15 protein-coding genes are annotated in these 16,088 nt (G+C 51.1%); 3 read left to right on the top strand and 12 right to left on the bottom strand.

Going from position 1 to position 16,088, the window contains the following annotated elements:
- Entirely contained in the window at nt 1–495 is a 495-nt protein-coding gene (gene ybaK / locus MR847_RS06250; protein ID WP_106519932.1) for a Cys-tRNA(Pro) deacylase, read from the top strand.
- Here ybaK and bioB read toward each other — a convergent pair.
- The 7 genes from bioB to MR847_RS06285 all read right to left on the bottom strand — a co-directional run bounded on the left by bioB (nt 479) and on the right by MR847_RS06285 (nt 10,120).
- A complete protein-coding gene (bioB, locus tag MR847_RS06255) occupies nt 479–1,441 on the bottom strand; it encodes a biotin synthase BioB (protein WP_100426691.1) in 963 nt (320 codons plus the stop codon). The genes ybaK and bioB overlap by 17 nt on opposite strands.
- Nucleotides 1,442–1,464: 23 nt before the next feature.
- On the bottom strand, nt 1,465–3,954 hold the full coding sequence (locus MR847_RS06260; RefSeq protein WP_287723251.1) for an ATP-dependent Clp protease ATP-binding subunit: 2,490 nt from the start codon (nt 3,952–3,954) through the stop codon (nt 1,465–1,467).
- A 3-nt stretch (nt 3,955–3,957) separates the two neighbouring features.
- Entirely contained in the window at nt 3,958–4,668 is a 711-nt protein-coding gene (locus MR847_RS06265) for an ABC transporter ATP-binding protein (RefSeq protein WP_287723252.1), read from the bottom strand.
- Nucleotides 4,661–5,911 carry an FtsX-like permease family protein gene (locus tag MR847_RS06270; protein ID WP_100424331.1) on the bottom strand — a complete coding sequence of 417 codons (1,251 nt, stop codon included), beginning with the start codon at nt 5,909–5,911 and terminating at the stop codon, nt 4,661–4,663. Before MR847_RS06270 ends, MR847_RS06265 begins: the two co-directional genes overlap by 8 nt.
- Nucleotides 5,912–5,939: 28 nt before the next feature.
- Entirely contained in the window at nt 5,940–7,430 is a 1,491-nt protein-coding gene (lysS, locus tag MR847_RS06275) for a lysine--tRNA ligase (protein ID WP_277000443.1), read from the bottom strand.
- A 133-nt stretch (nt 7,431–7,563) separates the two neighbouring features.
- Nucleotides 7,564–8,481, bottom strand: a complete 918-nt coding sequence (locus MR847_RS06280) for a hypothetical protein (RefSeq protein WP_287723253.1) — start codon at nt 8,479–8,481, stop codon at nt 7,564–7,566.
- 22 nt (nt 8,482–8,503) lie between these two features.
- Complete coding sequence (locus MR847_RS06285; RefSeq protein WP_106519936.1) at nt 8,504–10,120, bottom strand: phosphohexomutase domain-containing protein; 1,617 nt, start codon at nt 10,118–10,120, stop codon at nt 8,504–8,506.
- A 60-nt stretch (nt 10,121–10,180) separates the two neighbouring features.
- Here MR847_RS06285 and MR847_RS06290 point away from each other — a divergent pair, with 60 nt between their 5' ends.
- Both MR847_RS06290 and guaA read left to right on the top strand, forming a co-directional pair.
- Nucleotides 10,181–11,641 (top strand): leucyl aminopeptidase family protein, encoded by a 1,461-nt coding sequence (locus MR847_RS06290; RefSeq protein ID WP_287723254.1) that lies wholly within the window; start codon nt 10,181–10,183, stop codon nt 11,639–11,641.
- The gene (gene guaA / locus MR847_RS06295) at nt 11,638–13,473 is read left to right on the top strand and encodes a glutamine-hydrolyzing GMP synthase (protein WP_287723255.1); all 1,836 of its coding nucleotides are present in this window, start codon (nt 11,638–11,640) and stop codon (nt 13,471–13,473) included. Before MR847_RS06290 ends, guaA begins: the two co-directional genes overlap by 4 nt.
- Before the next feature lie 195 nt (nt 13,474–13,668).
- On the opposite strand, the gene MR847_RS06300 is transcribed toward guaA, so the two are convergent.
- From MR847_RS06300 to MR847_RS06320, 5 genes are all read right to left on the bottom strand, one after another.
- The gene (locus MR847_RS06300; protein WP_287723256.1) at nt 13,669–14,421 is read right to left on the bottom strand and encodes an HNH endonuclease; all 753 of its coding nucleotides are present in this window, start codon (nt 14,419–14,421) and stop codon (nt 13,669–13,671) included.
- A gap of 34 nt (nt 14,422–14,455) precedes the next feature.
- A complete protein-coding gene (locus tag MR847_RS06305; RefSeq protein ID WP_106519939.1) occupies nt 14,456–15,070 on the bottom strand; it encodes a hypothetical protein in 615 nt (204 codons plus the stop codon).
- Nucleotides 15,070–15,495: a hypothetical protein gene (locus MR847_RS06310; RefSeq protein WP_106519940.1), complete on the bottom strand. Its 426-nt coding sequence runs from the start codon at nt 15,493–15,495 to the stop codon at nt 15,070–15,072. The genes MR847_RS06305 and MR847_RS06310 overlap by 1 nt, the downstream gene beginning before the upstream one ends.
- On the bottom strand, nt 15,495–15,821 hold the full coding sequence (locus MR847_RS06315) for a hypothetical protein (protein WP_146139510.1): 327 nt from the start codon (nt 15,819–15,821) through the stop codon (nt 15,495–15,497). The genes MR847_RS06310 and MR847_RS06315 overlap by 1 nt, the downstream gene beginning before the upstream one ends.
- A gap of 57 nt (nt 15,822–15,878) precedes the next feature.
- The coding region (locus MR847_RS06320; RefSeq protein ID WP_287723257.1) for a hypothetical protein at nt 15,879–16,088 on the bottom strand (210 nt) is incomplete at its 5' end.

Genomic DNA, 16,088 nt, shown 5'->3' on the forward strand with positions numbered 1-16,088 from the left:
ATGGAAAAGATTAAAAAGACGAACGCAGCACGCAGCCTCGACCAAAAGCACATTGCGTACGAATTAATTCCGTATCCTGTTGACGAAAACGATCTCGGCGCAGAACATGTCGCCGCAACGTTAAACGAACCTGTCGAACGCGTGTTCAAAACGATTCTCGTCCGCGGCGACAAAACAGGTCCAATCATCGGTGTTGTACCGGGCCACTTGGAAATCTTTTTGAAGGGCCTCGCCAAGGTTTCCCAAAACAAGAGTGTCGAAACCGTTCCGCTCAAGGAGCTTTTACCGCTCACCGGTTATATCCGTGGCGGCTGCTCCCCCATTGGACTTAAAAAACCGTTCCCGGTGTTTATCCATGAAACGGCTTTGAACTTTGACTATATCTATGTGAGCGCCGGGCAGCGCGGTTTACAGCTCAAGCTCGACCCCAAGGATCTGGTGAAAGCGGTAAACGCAACCGTTGCCGCAATCGCAGAACCTAAACCGCATTTGTAAGCCCGAGCTTTTGCACCATTTCGATATCGCCACGGATCGTGGTGCCGCTCGTGGTGAGCATATCGCCGGTGATGCAAGCGCTTACGCCCGAAACAAAAGCTCTTTCGCCAAAGTCGCTCAAAATCTTTCGGCCCGCAGCCATGCGAATGTTTGCCGTCGGATTGATGTAGCGGAAGAACGCCAAAGTCCGCAGAAGATCTTCTGCGGAAATTTGTTTTAAATGTTCGAGCGGAGAACCCGGAATCGGCATTAACGCATTGATCGGAATCGAATCGATTTCGAGTTCCGCAAGACTCATCGCCATATCCAAGCGGTCTTCCCAGGTTTCACCCATGCCGATGATACCGCCCGAGCAAACAGCAAGGCCGACTTCCTTGACCATGCGAATTTCTCGCATTTTGTCTTCGTAAGTATGCGTTGTGCAAATGTTCGGGAAGTTGCGACGGCTGGTTTCGATGTTGTGATGGTAGCGGGTTACACCCGCCGCCTTCAAACGTTCGATCTGTTCCCGCGAAAGGAATCCCATGCTCGCGCAAAGTCCAAGCTTTAACGTACGATGCATTTCTTCGTAGGCTTCGATCGCCATATCGAATTCTTTGCCCGTCAAAGCGCGGCCCGCGGTTACCAGCGCGTAACGGTTCACGCCTAGGCTTGCATTGCGCGCTCCTTCAGCCACAATCTTTTCCGGAGGAAGAAACGGATACTCTTCGCATTGCGTGTGGTGATGGGCGGACTGAGCACAGTACTTGCAGTTTTCCGGACAACGGCCGCTTCGTGCGTTAATGATCGTGCAAAGATCGACACGGTTACCGCAGAAGTGCTTCTGAATCCAGCCAGCACCCTTTAAAAGTTCATCGAGGTCACAAGTGAGGAAAAAGGACAGATCGTCACCGCGCACAATGCGATGTCCGTCGATAATCCTCTGGGCCAACTCCAAGAGATCCACTTTTGCCATTGACTGATCCAACCTTAGGCATGATTGCCGGGCAAATCTTCCTTCGTAAATGTCAATTTTTTACCGTCTGCATCCGCGTCGATTTTTACCGTCGAGAAGTCTGTGAAGGTTCCCATCAACAGACCTTCCGAAAGTTCGTCTTCCACGAGCTGCTGAATGCTTCTGCGGAGCGGTCTTGCGCCAAGAGCCGGATCGTAACCATGATCCACGATCGCTTCCTTCGCCTTCTCCGAAAATTCAAGCAGCACGCCGCGTTCCGAAAGGTTATTCTGCACGTTGCCAAGCAGAATGTCCACAATCTGAATCAAGTCCTTCTTGTTCAGGCTGCGGAAAACAATCTGGTCATCGATACGGTTCAAGAATTCTGGCGAGAATACGTTCTTCGCTTCTTCATGAATCGTCGCTTCCATGCGTTCGTAATCATCCGATTCCGAAAGCTTTGTAAAGCCCATACCGGTGCTGTGCTTTACTTCACGGGCGCCGACGTTCGAAGTCATGATGATGATCGTATTCTTAAAGTTAATTTTACGACCGAAGCTATCGGTGAGCTGACCATCGTCCAAAATCTGCAGCAGCAAATTGTAGACGTCCGGGTGCGCCTTTTCGATTTCATCGAGAAGCACGACCGAGTACGGGTGCTTGCGCACCTTTTCCGTGAGCTGTCCACCGCCTTCTTCGTAACCGACGTATCCCGGAGGCGCACCGATCAAACGGGAAATGCTGTGCTTTTCCATGTATTCGCTCATATCGATCCGGATCATGGAATCTTCAGCGCCAAAGAGCGAAAGCGAAAGAACCTTCGCAAGTTCCGTCTTACCGACACCGGTCGGGCCGAGGAACAGGAAGCTTCCCATCGGACGGCGCGCATCGCGAATGCCCGCACGGGAACGGCGAATCGAACGGACGACCGATTCCACGGCGCGGTCCTGTCCAATGATGCGCAGCTTGATTTCCTTGTCCAGATTGATCAGCTTCTTCGTTTCTTCATCGGCCAAGCGGGAAATAGGAATCCCCGTCATCTTGCTGATGACATCGCGGATCATATCTTCATCCACGATCAAGCATTCCGTTTTGCGCTTTTCGAGCCACTGTTCCTTGACTTCCGCGATCTTCTTCTGAAGTTCATCGGATTCGTCACGGTACTTGGCAGCGTCTTCAAACTTTTCCGTGCGCAAGGCCTCTTCCTTGTTCGAAGTCGCTTCGGCAAGGCGTGTTTCCATGTCGCGGAGTTCCGGCGGAACCGCCATGCTTGCAAGGCGCATGCGAGCGCCCGCTTCGTCAATCACGTCAATCGCCTTATCCGGCAAGAAGCGTTCCGAAAGATAGCGATCGCCCAAAGTAACAGCCGCTCGGATCGCTTCCGACGTGTACTTCACCTTGTGATGGCGTTCGTAACGGTCCACAAGACCGTTCAAAATTCTGATCGATTCTTCGACTGTCGGCGGATTCACCAAGATTTTCTGAAAACGACGTTCGAGAGCCGCATCCTTTTCGATGTACTTGCGGTATTCATCCACCGTCGTTGCGCCGATACACTGGAGTTCCCCACGGGCAAGAGCCGGCTTAAAGATATTCGAAGCGTCCAGGCTTCCTTCCGAGCCGCCTGCGCCGACGATCGTGTGCAATTCATCGATAAAGAGAATCACCGCGTTTTCGTTCTTCTGAAGCTCCATGATCAGAGCCTTCAAGCGTTCTTCGAACTGGCCGCGATACTTGGTACCGGCGACCATCGCGGCGACGTCCAACGTAATCACACGCTTGTTTTCGAGCAGTTCCGGAATCTTCTTATTGACAATCTTCTGAGCGAGACCTTCGACGATAGCCGTTTTACCGACGCCCGGTTCGCCGATGAGAACCGGATTGTTCTTTTTGCGGCGGCAAAGCACCTGAATCAAGCGTTCAATTTCTTCAGCACGTCCAATGATCGGATCGAGCTTTCCCTGGCGAGCGAGAGCCGTCAAGTCACGACCGAAATGATCAAGAATCGGAGTCTTGGACTTTTGTTCCTTATCGCGGCGCGGTGCAAAATTGCGGGCAAGGTCTGGATCCATTCTCTGCGGACGAGATTCGTCCTTCACTCTTTCAATCGCCTGACGCAGAGCGTTATATTCGACACCGGCAGCTGTCAAAGCGGCGGCAGCATGCGATTCGGAAACCTTTAAAAGCGAAATCAGAACGTGTTCTGTCCCAATGTAATTGTCATCGAGCATCCTAGCTTCCACAGCGGCAGCCTGCAAAACGTCCTTCGCATGTTCGGTGAACGGCAACTGGGAACCTATCGTCATCATGCCGCCGGCTTCCGAAATCGAGCGTTCCACATCCTGAGCGAGATTTTCAAGATTCACTCCGAGCGTCTTGAGCGCGGCAGCGGCAAAGCCAGCACCTTCGCGCGCAATGCCCAAAAGCAAGTGTTCCGTTCCGACATGTTCGGAATTCAAACGTCTCGCTTCATCTCTTGCGTACTGCAAGACTTTTCTCACACGATCTGTAAAGCGACCTGACATTGTTTAAATCTCCTTCGCATTAAAATCTTGATATGGAACCAAGATGCCTCCCTGCATGTGAACACGTTTCGTGGCAAATTCCGCCATCCGTTCGTCGTGCGTTACCACGAGCAGGGTTTGCTTGTAATCTTCGTTAATTTGTTTAAAAAGCTCATTCAGCATCCGGGCATTCTTTTCGTCCAAGTTGCCGCTCGGTTCGTCGGCCAGGAGAACATCCGGATTGTTCATCAAGGCGCGGGCCACGGCAACACGCTGACGTTCACCGCCCGAAAGTTCGCGCGGCAAATGCTTTAAGCGGTCCTTCAGGCCCACCTTCTGCAAAAGTTCTTCCGCATGTTCCTGAACCGTTTTCAAGTTCACATGCGGATTCAAAATGCGAGCCGGAACGCAGACGTTTTCAAGCGCCGTAAATTCCGCAAGCAGATGGTGGAACTGGAAAACGAATCCGACCTTCTTCGAATGGTATTCATCCTTTTCCGCGGAATTCATCTTTCCAAGGCTCTTGCCGTTGAAGATAATTTCGCCCGAAGTCGGCGTATCCAAGGCGCCCACTAGATTCAAAAAGGTGGACTTGCCCGAGCCCGAAGCTCCAGTCAGCACGCAAAATTCGTTTTTCGAAAGTTCAAAATCGACGCCCTTCAAAATTTCAAGGCGTTCCCCCGTTTCGCAAAAGACTCGGGTCAAGGCTTTGGTTTCAAGCAAGATATCACTCATGGCGTATTGCCCCCACCGGATCGAGCTTTGAAGCCTTCCAAGCCGGAAGGAGCGTCGAAAGCGTGCAAAGAAGAATACCGACCACGAACACGACAATTACATCGAGCGGATTGATCAGGACCGGGAAATACGGCAACACGTAAACATCGCCCGGCAGCGTAATGAAATGGTAGGACTGCTGTAAACCGCAGAGCGCAAGTCCCACCGTACCACCGAGAATCGTACCGCCGACACCGATGAAAGAACCCATCAGCATGAACACGCGCATCACACCGGCCTTCGAAAGTCCCATGCTGCGCAGAATGCCGATTTCCTTCGTCTTGTCCGTCACCACCATGATGAGCGAACTGATAATGTTGAACGCCGCCACGAGAATGATCAAACAGATAATCGCCGCCACGATGAACTTTTCGTAATTCATCCACTTGAGCAACGTAATGTTCTTGGTTTTCCAGTCGATAAAGTAATACGGATATCCGATGACTTCGCCCGCACGGTCTGCGCTTTCGCTCGCCTTCCACTGGTCCTTCACACGGAACTGCAGGCCGGAAACCTGGTTTGAATCCATGCCCAAAAGTTTCTGTGCTTCCGGGATTCCAATGTAGGCGATGTTTCCATCGTATTCGTACATGCCCGTTTCAAAAATTCCAGAGACGACACAAGAAAGAATCTTGGGACCGCCCGAAGACATCGTCGCCTCGGTACTCTGAAAGGTCTGCAAAATGATCTTGTCGCCGACGAGCACCTTCAGACGGTTCGCAAGCGAAATGCCAAGGATCACCGCCGGACGACGGTCAAAATTCGAATCGGGAAGACTGTCGAGCGAATAGTTTCCGCTCACGATCTTTTCCGAAAGGTCCACCACTTTTTTCGAACGTTCTGGATCGATGCCGTACAGCACAATGCCGTCGTTCACCTTTTTGGAACTGATGCCGACTTTGTAAATGACAAAAGGCGCCGACGCTACGACATCGGAGTCGTTCGCCATCACCTTATCCGCAATCGTATTGAAGTCTTCTACAGGATCGCTGCGGTACGCGTACATTTCAAAATGCGCGTCCTTGCCAATCATCTGTGCGGTGACTTCTTCTTCAAAGCCGTTCACAGCCGAAAGCGCAACGATCAAAGCGAACACGCCGATACTCACCCCCAGCATACTGAAGATGCCTATCAGCGAAACAAAAAGGCTTTTACGTTGCGCACCGAGGTAACGCCATGCAATCAGAAGTTCGAGTTTATTCATGGATCTCGCGAACCACCTCCAGCTAAGCTTAAGTTTCCGGCTTCATCAACGGGAAGAGGATCACATCACGGATCGTCTGCTGGTTGGTGAGGAGCATGATCATACGGTCAATGCCAAAGCCAACACCACCGGTCGGCGGAAGTCCGGATTCCACAGCGTCGAGGAAGTTTTCATCCATCGGGTGCGTTTCACCTTCACCACCGCGACCACGGCGAACCTGATCTTCCAAAAGTTCGCGCTGACGGATGGGATCGTTAAGTTCGGTATAAGCGTTACCGAGTTCCCAGCCATTTGCATACGGTTCAAACTGTTCGATCAAATCCGGGTTCACACGGTGGCTCTTGCAGAGCGGCGTGCTTTCCTTCGGCATGTCGATGATAAACGTCGGCTGAATGAGCTGTTTTTCCACGGTGAGTTCAAAGAGTTCAATAATCGCACGGCCACGAATCCATTCGCCGTCCATCGAGCCGCCGAGCTTCTGGATGACAGCCTTCAGGTCATCGTCCGACATCGTGGTGACATCATAGCCGCCGAACTTCTGGATGGCATCGTACATCGTATAACGCGGCCACGGAGCCTTGAAGTCGATTTCCGTGCCCTGATAATTCACCTTCGTCGAACCCGTTGCAGCAATCGCTGCACGTTCGTAAATGTTTTCGAAGTGAATCATCATGTCGTTGTAGTCTGCATAAGCCTGGTAGAATTCTAGACCGGTGAATTCCGGGCTATGCGTACGGTCCATGCCTTCGTTGCGGAAGTTCTTCGAGAATTCGAAAACGCGTTCCATACCGCCGACAATGCAGCGCTTCAAATAAAGTTCCGGTGCGACGCGCAAGTAGAGCGTCATGTCCGCCGCGTTGTGGTGCGTGGTAAACGGACGCGCATTGGCACCGCCGTAAATCGGCTGTAGCGTCGGGGTTTCTACTTCGATAAACTTGTTTTCGAGGAGATATTCACGAATGGACTGAAGCACACGGCTGCGCTTGATAAAAACATCACGCACGTCATCGTTCAAAGCCATGTCGATGTAACGTTCGCGATAGCGGGTGTCCACATCCTTGAATTCGTTGAAAATCTTCTTATTGCCGTTTTCGTCGATGATTTCCTTAGGAACCGGGAGCGGACGCACGGCCTTCGAAAGCATCGTAATCTTTTCCGCCTTGACGGAATATTCCCCTGTCTTGGTTTCCATCATGGTGCCATCGACACCGACGAAGTCGCCGAAGTCGATCATCTTGACGATTTCATAATCCGCTTCGCCAACGATGTCCTTGGCGCAAACGATCTGAAGACGACCGTAGCGGTCTTTCAAATGCATAAAGCAGAGTTTACCCTTGCGATTGAAACGAATGACGCGACCGGCGAAAGCGATTTTCTGTTCCGATTTCAGAAGTTCATCTTTCTGGTTGCGAAGATCTTCCGAAGTGTGAGTACGGTTGAACTTGTGCGGATACGGGTTGACGCCCATTTCCTTGAACTTTGTGAGCTTGTCGAGACGAGCCTTAACTTGGTCATTCATTTCTTGCATGGTATGAATCCTATAAAAAGATTTTTGCGCTTCCAAAGATAGAAATTCTAGGCTTTTCCGAACTGCAAGAACGCAAAAAAGGCTGCCCGATAGGGCAACCTTTTCTAAGCTTTTCAAGAATGTCTTACTTGTTCATGCGGCAGCGCTTTTTTTGAAGCGGAGACATGCCCGGCTGATCGCAAGGATCCGAAGAAGTTGCCCTCTCTGCAGAGGCGGCCGGCTTTGCCGTTGCAGTAGAAGTCGTTGCCTTCTGCCGCTTTGCAGCCTGTTCCGCCTGCATCTGCTGAAGCTTGCGCTGACGCGGAGAAAGGTTCTCGTTGGAAGCGGCTGCTGCAGCACGGGCCTTTTGGGCCTGGACTTTCTGAGCCTGTTCCGCCTTCTGCTTTCTTGCGGCCTCTTCCGCTGCGGCTTCTTCGCGAGCCGCCTGTTCAGCAGCTGCAATCGAATCGCGGCGAGCCTTTATCGCATTCTTCTGGCGTTCAGCAGCGGCCTTACGAGAAGCCTGTGCCTGAGCCTTGGAAAGCGGATGGGCAGAAGCCTTGAAAATCGCGTTCGCGTTTTCCGGATTTCTGAACACATCACCCGGATTGCCGCGCTTGCCCTGGGCATCTTCAAGGGCTCCCTTAGCCCAAGCATCGCTTGCAATCGGCGGAAGGAGCGACAACTTCAAGTTCTGGATTTTTGTAGGGAATTCATCGACACCATCCGAATAGTACATCATCACGTCATAAATACCTGCCTGGTATTCAAGACCGTCAGATGCGCCAATCGGAGCTTCCGAATAGGCGACGACAATATAAAGCTGGTCATCGTCCATGCTGTAAAAAAGCATGTCCGGATCCCCCTGAGGCGCTTTGACGTCACCTTCGGCAACAAAAGCCCAAGGTGCGTAGTCAACGCGAATCGAGAAATGGTGATAACCCTTAGAAGCTTCCGAAAGCGAAAGATAGTCCGCGTCAAAAGCCTGGAACGAAGGTTTCACCTGCGCAAAGGAGAGAATTGCGCAGCCAAGAACCAAGAACATAGCCAATTTCTTAAGCATTTTATTCTCCTAAACAAAAGCCTTACTTGTTGAAGAAGAGCGCCTTGGCCGCTTCAAACATAGCGTCCTTTTCTGCTTCTTCACGGCATTCCGTATAAATGCGCACCTTCGGTTCCGTACCAGACGGACGGATGAGCATCCAGGAATCGTCTTCGAAAATAATCTTCACGCCGTCCAAAGTCAAGACTTCGCGAACCTTCTTTTCCTTGTCGCCGATCTTGACCACAGTGCCGACCTTAGCCTTGCAAGCCACAGCGTTCACCTGAGCGACGAGCGGATCGCCAACGAGGGACTTGTCCACTTCGAAGCCTGCGCGGTTCGGGTAGAATTCGCCGAATTCCTTATAAAGTTCTTCGAGGTATTCGCCGAGGTTCTTGCCGGTCGTTGCCATGATTTCGAGAGCGAGAAGAAGGCCGAACTGAGCGTCCTTTTCGAGCGTGTTGTTCAAGCCCGAAATACCGTCGGATTCTTCGAAAGCGATGAGAGCCTTCGGATTCGCCTTGCGGGCAAGCCACGGGCGGAAATTCTTGAAGCCGACCGGAGTTTCCATCACCGGAGCGCCGAGCTTGTTCGCAATGACGTTCACAAAATTGGAAGTAGCGACGGACTTTGCGACAACGCCCTGTTCCTTGCGCCAGGTCACCATATAGTGGTAAGCGATTGCGCCGAAACGGTTCATGTCGATTTCACGGGTGCCGTCGTAAAAGCGAACGCGGTCACCATCCGGGTCGAAAATGCAGCCGAGACGGAACCAGCTCTTGCTCTGGTCGAGAATCTTCTTCACGCCTTCGAGGTTCTTGGAACTCGGTTCCGGAGCGATTCCGCCGAACAGAGGATCGTCTTCGGTACGCAGGCACATGAGGCACTGTGGATTGCCGAGAATCACGTTCGGACGCTTGCGGGTTGCGCCGTGGACGTGGTCGCAGACGAGGGTCAAGCGGCCTTCGTCGAGAAGCTTCTGGATGCGGGCGAACTGGATCGTGCCCTGCTTGTGGAGGAATTCGTTGTAAACTTCAATGGAATCAAAAGCCTTCATTTCGACTTCTTCGAGGTCTTCACGCTTGAAGTCCTTCATGAGTTCGTTCGAAATGCGGGTAATGTGGCAAGTGATTTCCGGACCCGCAGGACCGCCATCAGCCGGGTTGAACTTGATACCGGCATAGTTGGACGGGTTGTGGCTCGGGGTCATGTTGATCGAGCAAGCGGCCTTGAGAAGTTCAACGGCGGCGGAGAATTCCGGCGTAGCCATTTCGCCACCGTAGTAGATTTTCTTCACGCCAGCCTTGGCAAAGACCTGAGCGACTGCCTTGCAGAATTCATCACCGAGAAGACGGTTGTCGTGACCGAGTACGATACCGCGTTCCTGAAGTTCTTCGAAGTTAGCAACGCCAAGAGCTTCAAGGAGTTCCGCATCCGCTTCTTTGTACATGCGAATGATAGCAGTAGCGATCACTTCGACTGTGCGGAGGGTGAATTCCGTACCGATTTCACCGCGGAAGCCGGACGTACCAAAGCTTACCTTGCACGGTTCGACACTTGCGAGGGCGATCTTCTTGACGTCTTCGACAAGATGCATGTCGGTGGCGGGGTTGAATTCAGAGGACTGGATCTTTTTCCAAAGTTGAGCAGCTGTTTCCATCAGTATTCCTATTAGGTGAATTTGACGCCCATAATCTAATAAATTTCTATTTTTGGGAGCATGATTAAACTTAAAATTGCAAAGCATGTCGCAGACAACACTGAAGCCCATGCATTATTCTATGTAAAAAAAGCCGTTCAATTCTCCTCGGTTCTGTCCGAAAATGGAGAAATTCGAGTTGCGAACGTCCTCTCCGAAATGGAAAAAGGCATCTGCCAAGATCTTGAAATCGTCGAAATCGACGGTCACAAGACCATTTTTGTAAACGCCGCCATGGAACGCGGACTGTCCTCCCTGGATCATCTTCGTATGGCGGGCTACCGTTTGGGCAAGCGCGCCCGCCAAAAACAGTTCAAGACTGTCAAACTTCTGCTCGCAGACGCCGCAGACGAACAGGCGAAGGCGATTTTCCACGGTCTGTATTACAGCGCCTACAAGTTCGACAAGTACAAGTCGAAAACGACCAAGGACTTCACCGTCACGTTCGACATCGAAGCGGACGAACGCACCAAGGACTTTGAACGCATTGCGGCAGAAGTCGCCGTAGAACAGCACTATACAAACCTCGCCAAGGACTTGATCAACACGGTCGGTTCCGAGCTTTACCCAGAGGCTTTTGCCCACATCGCCATCCGCGAAGCCCACAAGGTTCCAGGTGTCGCCATCTCGATTCTGAATTCAAAGCTCCTCGCCAACGAAGGCTTCAACGGACTCTTGACCGTCGGTGGCGGAAGCCGTTTTGAACCGTGCATGGTCAAGCTCACCTACAGCCCAAAGAACGCTCCCAAGGACAAGCACCTTGCAATTGTCGGCAAGGGCATTACCTTTGACACCGGCGGAATTTCCTTGAAGCCTGCCAAGAACATGAAGGAAATGCAAAGCGACATGTCGGGCGCGGCAGCAACCCTTGCCGCCATCTGCGCCGCAGCAGAGCTCAAAATTCCGCTCAAAATTTCCGCCTACCTTTGCCTTGCCGAAAACCGAATCGGTTCCGGAGCCGTGCTCCCGGGCGATATCTTCAAGGCGAAGAACGGCAAGACCGTGATGGTCGATAACACTGACGCCGAAGGACGCCTGGTGCTTTCGGACGGCATCTGTGCCGCTGCCGAAAACGGTGCGACGCACATCGTGGACCTTGCCACGCTGACCGGCGCCATGGTCCGTGCACTAGGCCCGGCAATCACCGGTTACTTCACAAACGATGAAGAACTTTCCCAAAAGATCAAGGCCGCGGGCGACGCAACCTGCGAAAAGTTTTGGCAAATGCCGCTCGAAGACGAATACGCAAACGAGCTCGACGATCACTATGCCGATCTTTCAAACATCGGCAAAAGCGCCGGTGCAATCCTTGCGGCACTTTTCCTCCGCGAATTCGTTCCGGAAGGAATCAAGTGGTCTCACTGGGATATCGCCGGTACCGCCTATGTGGAACGTCCTTGGAAGTATACGACTTACGGAGCCACGGGCATCGGTGTCCAATCCCTTATTGAACTCTCACGTGAACTTGGAGACAAAGCGTGAAAAACGTAGATACGATCGCCGTTCTTGACTTCGGCGGACAATATGCGCATCTGATTGCAAATCGCGTGCGTCGGCTTGGTGTCTTTACCGAAATACACTCCCCTAGCGCTCCGGTGAGCGAACTCGAAGGAGTGAAGGGTATCATTTACAGCGGCGGACCTTCGAGCGTGTATGCCGCAGATGCTCCCGAATACAATCCGGAAATCCTTTCGCTCCCGGTGCCAAAGCTCGGCATCTGCTACGGTCACCAGCTGATCGCGCAGCAGCTCGGCGGACACGTGGAACCGGGCAAGATCAAGGAATACGGCATTGCAGACCTGATCGTCGGCGATGAAAAATGCCCGCTGCTGAAGGGACTTCCGAAAGAAAGCCCGATGTGGATGAGCCACGGCGACCAGGTGACAAAGCTCCCGGAAGGCTACAAGATCGTGGCAAGCACGAAGGACTGTGCCGTTGCCGCCGTCGCTTTCGACAGCGAGAGTCCCGACCGCCAGATTTACGGTATCCAGTTCCACCCGGAAGTCACGCACAGCAAGTTCGGCATGAAGCTTCTCGAAAACTTCGTCGACATCACCGGCGCACAAAAGACCTGGAACATGAAGAGCTACCTGCCGCTCATCACGGAGCGCATCCAGGAACAGGTCAAGGACCGCAAGGTGTTCTTGCTCGTTTCGGGCGGCGTCGACTCCACCGTTGCCTTTGTACTTTTGAACCGCGTTCTCGGACCGGAAAAGGTTCTCGGTCTGCACGTGGATAACGGCATGATGCGCCTTGGCGAATCCCAGAAGATCATGGACTTCCTCACGAAGGAAGGCATGAACAATTTGAAGGTGTGCGATGCAAGCGAACACTTCCTCGAAAAGCTCAAGGGCGTGACCGCTCCGGAAACGAAACGCGGCATCATCGGCAAGGAATTCCTCACCGTGAAGGACGAGGAAATGGCAAAGCTCAACCTGGATCCGAACCAGTGGATGATGGCACAAGGCACCATCTACCCCGACACGATCGAAAGTGGCGGAACGAAGAACGCCGACAAAATCAAGACGCACCACAACCGTGTGCAAGAAGTCCTGGATCTCATGGAAAAGGGTCTTGTTCTTGAACCGCTCGCGGATCTGTACAAGGACGAAGTCCGTGCCCTCGGTGAAGAACTCGGCATTCCGCACAACCTCGTGTGGCGTCACCCATTCCCGGGCCCGGGCCTTGGCGTGCGTCTGCTCTGCAGCGATGGCGTTCTCACGAATGATATGGTGCAGTTCGATAACGTAAAAGATAACGACGGAAAGTCCCTCGCCGAATACCTCCAGGAAAACCACATCGACGGCTATCTGCTCCCGATCAAGAGCGTGGGCGTCCAGGGTGACGGCAGAACCTATGCGCAGCCGTTCCTCATCACGACTCCGGGCTTAAGCTGGAAGCTGTGCGAAAAGTTCTCCACGGAACTTGCGAACCGATTCAAGGCTATCAACCGCGTGATTTACCAAATCGGCAGCGTCGCAAAAGAAGCTCCGGTACTCGTTCCGCAGTACGCCACCCGCGAAAACTTCGATACGCTTCGCAAGTTCGACAACATTTGTACGGAATTCTTGCAGGAAAACGACCTGTACGAAAAAATCTGGCAGATGCCGGTGGTTTCCGTCCCGCTCCACGTTCAGGGCAAGCCCTGCATTGTGATGCGCCCGGTGAACAGTACCGAAGCCATGACCGCAAACTTTGCCGAAATCGACCAGGGCCTTCTCGCAGGGCTCTGGCGCAAGTTCGAAGCGGACGACGCGGGCAGCCTCTGGTACGATGTGACCCACAAGCCACCTGGCACTATCGAATGGGAATAATTGCAGCTGTAAGGTTCCAACCCCTTTAGCAAAGGCCTCTGAGAGTTGAGAGTTAACTCAGAGGCTTTTTCGTATGTGCAACAAGGTTTGAAACTGGGTTCTTGCCTTTGCGTCAACCCACTAATACTTATCTGAACAGCATTTTCAACAGCTGCAATTTGGCTTAATCTTTTCTTTTGAAATGGCGTCGTAACTTTATTTCTTCCATACATTTTCGCGATGATACTTCAGATACGGCAAGTGATGGGCGTCTATCCAGCGAAGGCGCATGTCAGGATAGATACCAACCCTTCTCAGATTCGATTCATTCAGCTGAGACGATAGCATTATATTACCGGCATCGTCGAAGGAAACTAAACCTTTGTCAAAGAGTGCATCCAGGTTGGCGCTTAGAAGGAATCCATTGTACACGTCGAGGCGTTCTTCAGCGGAGCTACAATCCTTCCACGGCTTCGCGTGACTGGCACGAAGAATTTCTGGAATTGTGCAGTTAGTGACGGCACAGGCTCCTTTCCAGTAGTTCATTAAGGCTTCACGGTACACATCTTGGCCAACACGCTGCTTGACGGTTTCCTCGGTTTCTGTTGCCGGTAGGCCTCCGGCGACAATCTGACGCCAACGAGTATTATATATATCAATCGGTGTCGGCGGCAAGGCAATGAACAGTTCTTGCATACGGCGCAGTACACGACGAAGCGACTCGTATTCACGCTCTTGAACAATAAATTCTTGATCGTTGACATAGAAGGCGCCGTTGATGCGGAGTTCGGCTTCATTGAAGGTCGCGGTAAAGGTCACGTCCATTTCGTGGGCACAGCACTTGACCGTAACACGTTCATTATGCGAAGCGCTGCCCAGAGTGACGGAATCCGGACCGTCGGACTCCACGATGCTCCAGCCGCTATCGGCTCCGGCCTTTTTTATCAGTTCCCGTTCAGTAAAGGTCATACTAAGCAGCCCTTTCTAAAGAGTTGCACGCTATTCAGACATATTGAATGTCTTCTGAAATACAATTTTCTGGAAATATTTTTCTTATTCTGTCGAAACACCCGTTTCGTTGCCAGAAGCAAACCTGAATTTGGCGTTTTATATGATAAACAGCAGCATTTGCTTTATCAAAATGCAGTATTGGGTCTCCTCCTAAATCCATTCCGCCTTCAGCTAATGTGCGAATAGAATCAAATTTTTTCGATGACGGATTACTTTTCATCGAAGCTCGAAAAAAATAAATTACCTCGCTTAACAATTCTGGCTTACGGCTTTTACTCTTAACAAAAACTCCAATTATACGCTCAATCAACTCAATATGGTCAGGATTATCAACCAAATTAAGGCAACCTGCATTATCACCATAGATATATTCAAGTGTGTAAATTGCGTAGGCTCCCCCGCAATGAGTTTTACCCCAATGGTGAGCATGACTTTTAAAACCTTCCCAAAAATAATAACCATCCCCTAACCATGGTCGATAACCGATATGCCTTTTTTCATAATCAGTTATGGCGTTGGCTTGAGTAATCTGCTTGCTAAAAATAGGAACGCACGATGTTACGTTCTGTGGAGGAGGCTCAGAGACGGTTTGATACAAGAGTGCCATCAATCAATCTCTGTTGTATTCTTCTTTACAAAATCCTTGATGCCAGAAAGGTTGGACAAAGGCAAAATAATGGCGCAACCAAAATTAGCCTGTTGAGAAATAAGACTTACGTAAGCGCGTAAATAAGGGTAAATGATGGCGATTCCATTTGCATAAAAGAAGTCTGGAATGTCAGAAACTGTTTTTACAGATTCACCAAAAACATATTCACCACAACATTTGACTCTAAAAAATGGTTTTTCGACACTTCCCGTAGATGCAGTAAATGTCACTTCCAATATTGCAGAATGCGAACTCTTGCTAAAAATACACTTCGGCCCAAAGTCCACCCTTATATTTTCGTTCGGAACAAATCCCTTTGATGTAAGGACAATATCATCGAACCAATAGCGTTTTAATGAAAAGGCAGGAGCTTGAGCTTCCATTAGGCAACCATCACATAGCAAGGAGCGTTGTAATCAGATTCAACAGATAAAGATACATTGGAATAAGCATTTGCCGCTAAAGACGACAAAAAACAACCATGCATTGTATCAAGAGATAAATCAAAACCAAACGATTCGCCATTATCTCTTTCTTTTGCCATAGAATCAACAATCGAGTCAAACTCGGTTTGGCTCATCGAATCGAGATATCTTTCAAAATTATTCAAGAGTTCTTCGTATTCGGGCTTCATTTTAGCTCCAGTTGTTCCTTTTTTCATGACAAAAATACAAAACATTCGAAAATGCAGACGATTGTTCTTAATCATTATCGCCTAAAAAACTGCTTTTGTCAACACTTTTTTTGTTTTTTCACCTCTTTCTACTTAATTCATCTTGTCCCAGGCTTCGAGGGTGAGGCGTTGAGTGCGGTATTCGCCGTAGGTGGAAATTTCGGCGTCGCGGAGGACGCGGAAGGTTTCGCTGGGGTAATCGTCGCCCATGACGGTTTTGGGGTCGAGGATGTATTCGAGGTCGCGACGGCTGAGGCCGTAGAGTTTTGCGAAGTAGGCGTCGAGTTCAGCGCGGAGCTTGGC

The sequence above is a fragment of the Hallerella sp. genome (genome assembly GCF_022776125.1).
In the GTDB taxonomy this organism is placed as follows: domain Bacteria; phylum Fibrobacterota; class Fibrobacteria; order Fibrobacterales; family Fibrobacteraceae; genus Hallerella; species Hallerella succinigenes.